The following is a 2448-nucleotide window of genomic DNA, read 5'->3' as shown; positions in this document are numbered from 1 at the left end:
CTACTGGTTCTCGCCCGATACGGTTGCAGGCTTCGCGCTCGCCGGCGGCGGCACCAGCTTCTCCGTGGCCAATGGCGGCACCGGCCGTTCCGACCTGTTCCAGGCCGGCGCCTTCGTGCGCCATCATGCAGGTGCGGCCTATGTCACGGGCGCGCTGGCCTATGGCTGGCAGGACATCGCCACCGATCGCAATGTCACGATCGCAGGCCTCGATCATCTCCAGGCACGCTTCAACGCGAATGCGTATTCCGGCCGGCTGGAAGGTGGCTATCGCTTCGTCGCTCCCGTGATCGGCGGCGTCGGCGTCACGCCCTATGCGGCCGCGCAGTTCACCACGTTCGATCTGCCGGCCTATACGGAGCAGGCGATCACCGGCAACAACGCGTTTGCCCTGACTTACGGCGCCAAGAGCGTCACCGACACTCGCAGCGAGCTCGGCCTTCGCACCGACAAATCCTTCGCCATGGCCGACGGCATCGCGACATTGCGCGGCCGTCTCGCCTGGGCCCATGACTTCAATCCCGACCGCGCCATCGGCGCGACCTTCCAGGCGCTCCCCGGTTCGAGCTTCGTCGTCAACGGCGGCGCGCAAGCCGCCGACTCCGCGCTCGTCACCGCATCCGTCGACAAGAAATGGCTGACCGGCTGGGCCGCTGCTGCGACGTTCGAAGGCGAATTCTCGAACGTTACGCACAGCTACGCCGGCAAGGGCGTGGTGCGCTACGCGTGGTGAGACTGCTGCGCCGCCTCTAGGCCACGAGAGCCGAGGACGCGATAGCCTCACGCTTCGTCATTGCGAGCGGACATCCCCGCTCTCGTGCCCCGGACGCAGCGCAGCGCGAAGCGGTGCGCTGCAGAGCCGGGGCCCATCTCTCCACATTGAACGTGTTGCTTTCTGGGTCCCGGCTCTGCGCCGCATCGCCATAGCGCGTCGAAGACGCGCGTAAACGCGCTGGTGGCGGCTGCGTCGCGTCCGGGACACGAAAGTTGAGCACGCTGCAGCCTCACACTCCGTCATTGCGAGCGCAGGTCTCTCGACATCGTCATTGCGAGGAGCTCTTGCGACGAAGCAATCCAGGCTGTCTCCACGGAAAGATTCTGGATTGCTTCGCTGCGCTCGCAATGACGATCCGGAGACATCATCGCCCAAAATGAAAACGGGCACGCCTTCCTGCGAAGGCATACCCGTCAAAACTCTAATCGTGCGACGCGCGTGCGCTCAGTGCACGCTGACGGCTTGCAGCTCGTTGCTCCAGGCGTTGGCGATCGCAGCTTCCCGGCTGTCGGTCAGCATGATCGGCGTGCCGTCGGCGGCGTGGAGCGCGAAGAGCTTGAGGCCCGGCGCGATTTTCGGCGCTTCGGGAAACAGGCCCGGCACGTCCTCGGAGCGGATCTGCTTCACATAGGCGATATGACCCTCGCCGAGGGTTGCCAGTGTCTCGGGCGAGACGTTCTTGGCTTCGTATTCGAACGCAACGTGACCTTCACTCATGGTCTCGACTCCTCTGGAACACTAAGCGGTCGAGTCCGCTACTCGTTCCATTATTCGTGCTCATTGATAGCGATTGTCTTAACGATCCTCTCCGGTTCAGGCCGGGCCAGGTCGACCGACAACAACCCGTTCTTCAGATCCGCACCCAGCACCAGCATCCCCTCCGCCAGCACGAAGGTGCGCTGGAAGTGGCGCGCGGCGATGCCGCGATGGATGTATTGCCGGGACTTGTCGTCCTGCTGCCGCCCGCGAATGACGAGCTGGTTTTCCTCAATGGTTACATCGAGTTGGTCGCGCGTGAATCCTGCGACCGCCAGCGTGATTCGTAAGCGCTCGGGCTGGCCGTCCGCGCCGCCGCACCTCTCGATATTGTAGGGAGGATAACCGTCGGCACCTTTGACGACGCGATCGAGCACGCGCTCAATCTCGTCGAAGCCCAGAAGGAACGGACTGGATAACGTGGGAACACGAGACATAGTTTACAAAGTCCTCTCGAAGCGACTTTGGTGCATCAGGGCCCGCAAGTGGCACCCCTTGATCAGCAATATGGGCATGTTCCCATGTGGGTTCAAGCAGGTAGCGGGGGTGTGGATGGGCGTCTCCACCGTGACCAATATCGAGTGAAGTGCTTCCGGATCGTCATGGCCGGGCTTGTCCCGGCCATTCACGACCTTGCTCGTTGCGCCAAGAATGTGGATGCCCGGGCATGACGCGATTGCGGGCGAATTACCCAACGAAAACAACGCCGCATCTACTGTGCATGGGGTTGTTTTCGCAGTTTTGGTTTGGGGCCTCGGAACGCTCAGGCTTCGAGCCGCTTTCGGCCATCGCCACTGAAAAGGTGCAGCTTGTTGCGCACCGCCGCGACCCGGATTTTCGCGCCGATGGCGGGGGCCTCGGTTCCGGGAATGCGGACGATGATCTCGCCGGGCGGCAGCTCGCCGGGCGTGGCGGCG

3 protein-coding genes and 1 pseudogene are annotated in these 2448 nt (G+C 63.2%); 1 reads left to right on the top strand and 3 read right to left on the bottom strand.

The features are described 5' to 3' along the window. Positions 1–733: autotransporter outer membrane beta-barrel domain-containing protein (locus MOV75_RS34625; RefSeq protein ID WP_247007587.1), on the top strand; the 733-nt coding region annotated here is incomplete at its 5' end. 486 nt (positions 734–1219) lie between these two features. On the opposite strand, the gene MOV75_RS34620 is transcribed toward MOV75_RS34625, so the two are convergent. The 3 genes and pseudogenes from MOV75_RS34620 to MOV75_RS34610 all read right to left on the bottom strand — a co-directional run. Continuing rightward, positions 1220–1492, bottom strand: coding sequence for a DUF1150 domain-containing protein (locus MOV75_RS34620; RefSeq protein ID WP_007598581.1), 273 nt, complete (start codon positions 1490–1492; stop codon positions 1220–1222). A 50-nt stretch (positions 1493–1542) separates the two neighbouring features. Continuing rightward, entirely contained in the window at positions 1543–1968 is a 426-nt protein-coding gene (locus MOV75_RS34615) for an Hsp20 family protein (RefSeq protein WP_246926049.1), read from the bottom strand. A 326-nt stretch (positions 1969–2294) separates the two neighbouring features. Next, positions 2295–2448 (bottom strand): annotated as a pseudogene (locus MOV75_RS34610) (sn-glycerol-3-phosphate ABC transporter ATP-binding protein UgpC); the annotation flags it as partial.

It is taken from the genome of Bradyrhizobium sp. PRIMUS42, assembly GCF_023006515.1.
Lineage (GTDB): Bacteria > Pseudomonadota > Alphaproteobacteria > Rhizobiales > Xanthobacteraceae > Bradyrhizobium.
This window is presented reverse-complemented; position numbering and strand designations above follow the sequence as displayed.

Bases quoted from the DNA above. Each gene is read 5' to 3' on its own strand.
- MOV75_RS34620 (WP_007598581.1), bottom strand. From the start codon at position 1,492: ATGAGTGAAGGTCACGTTGCGTTCGAATACGAAGCCAAGAACGTCTCG.
- MOV75_RS34615 (WP_246926049.1), bottom strand. From the start codon at position 1,968: ATGTCTCGTGTTCCCACGTTATCCAGTCCGTTCCTTCTGGGCTTCGAC.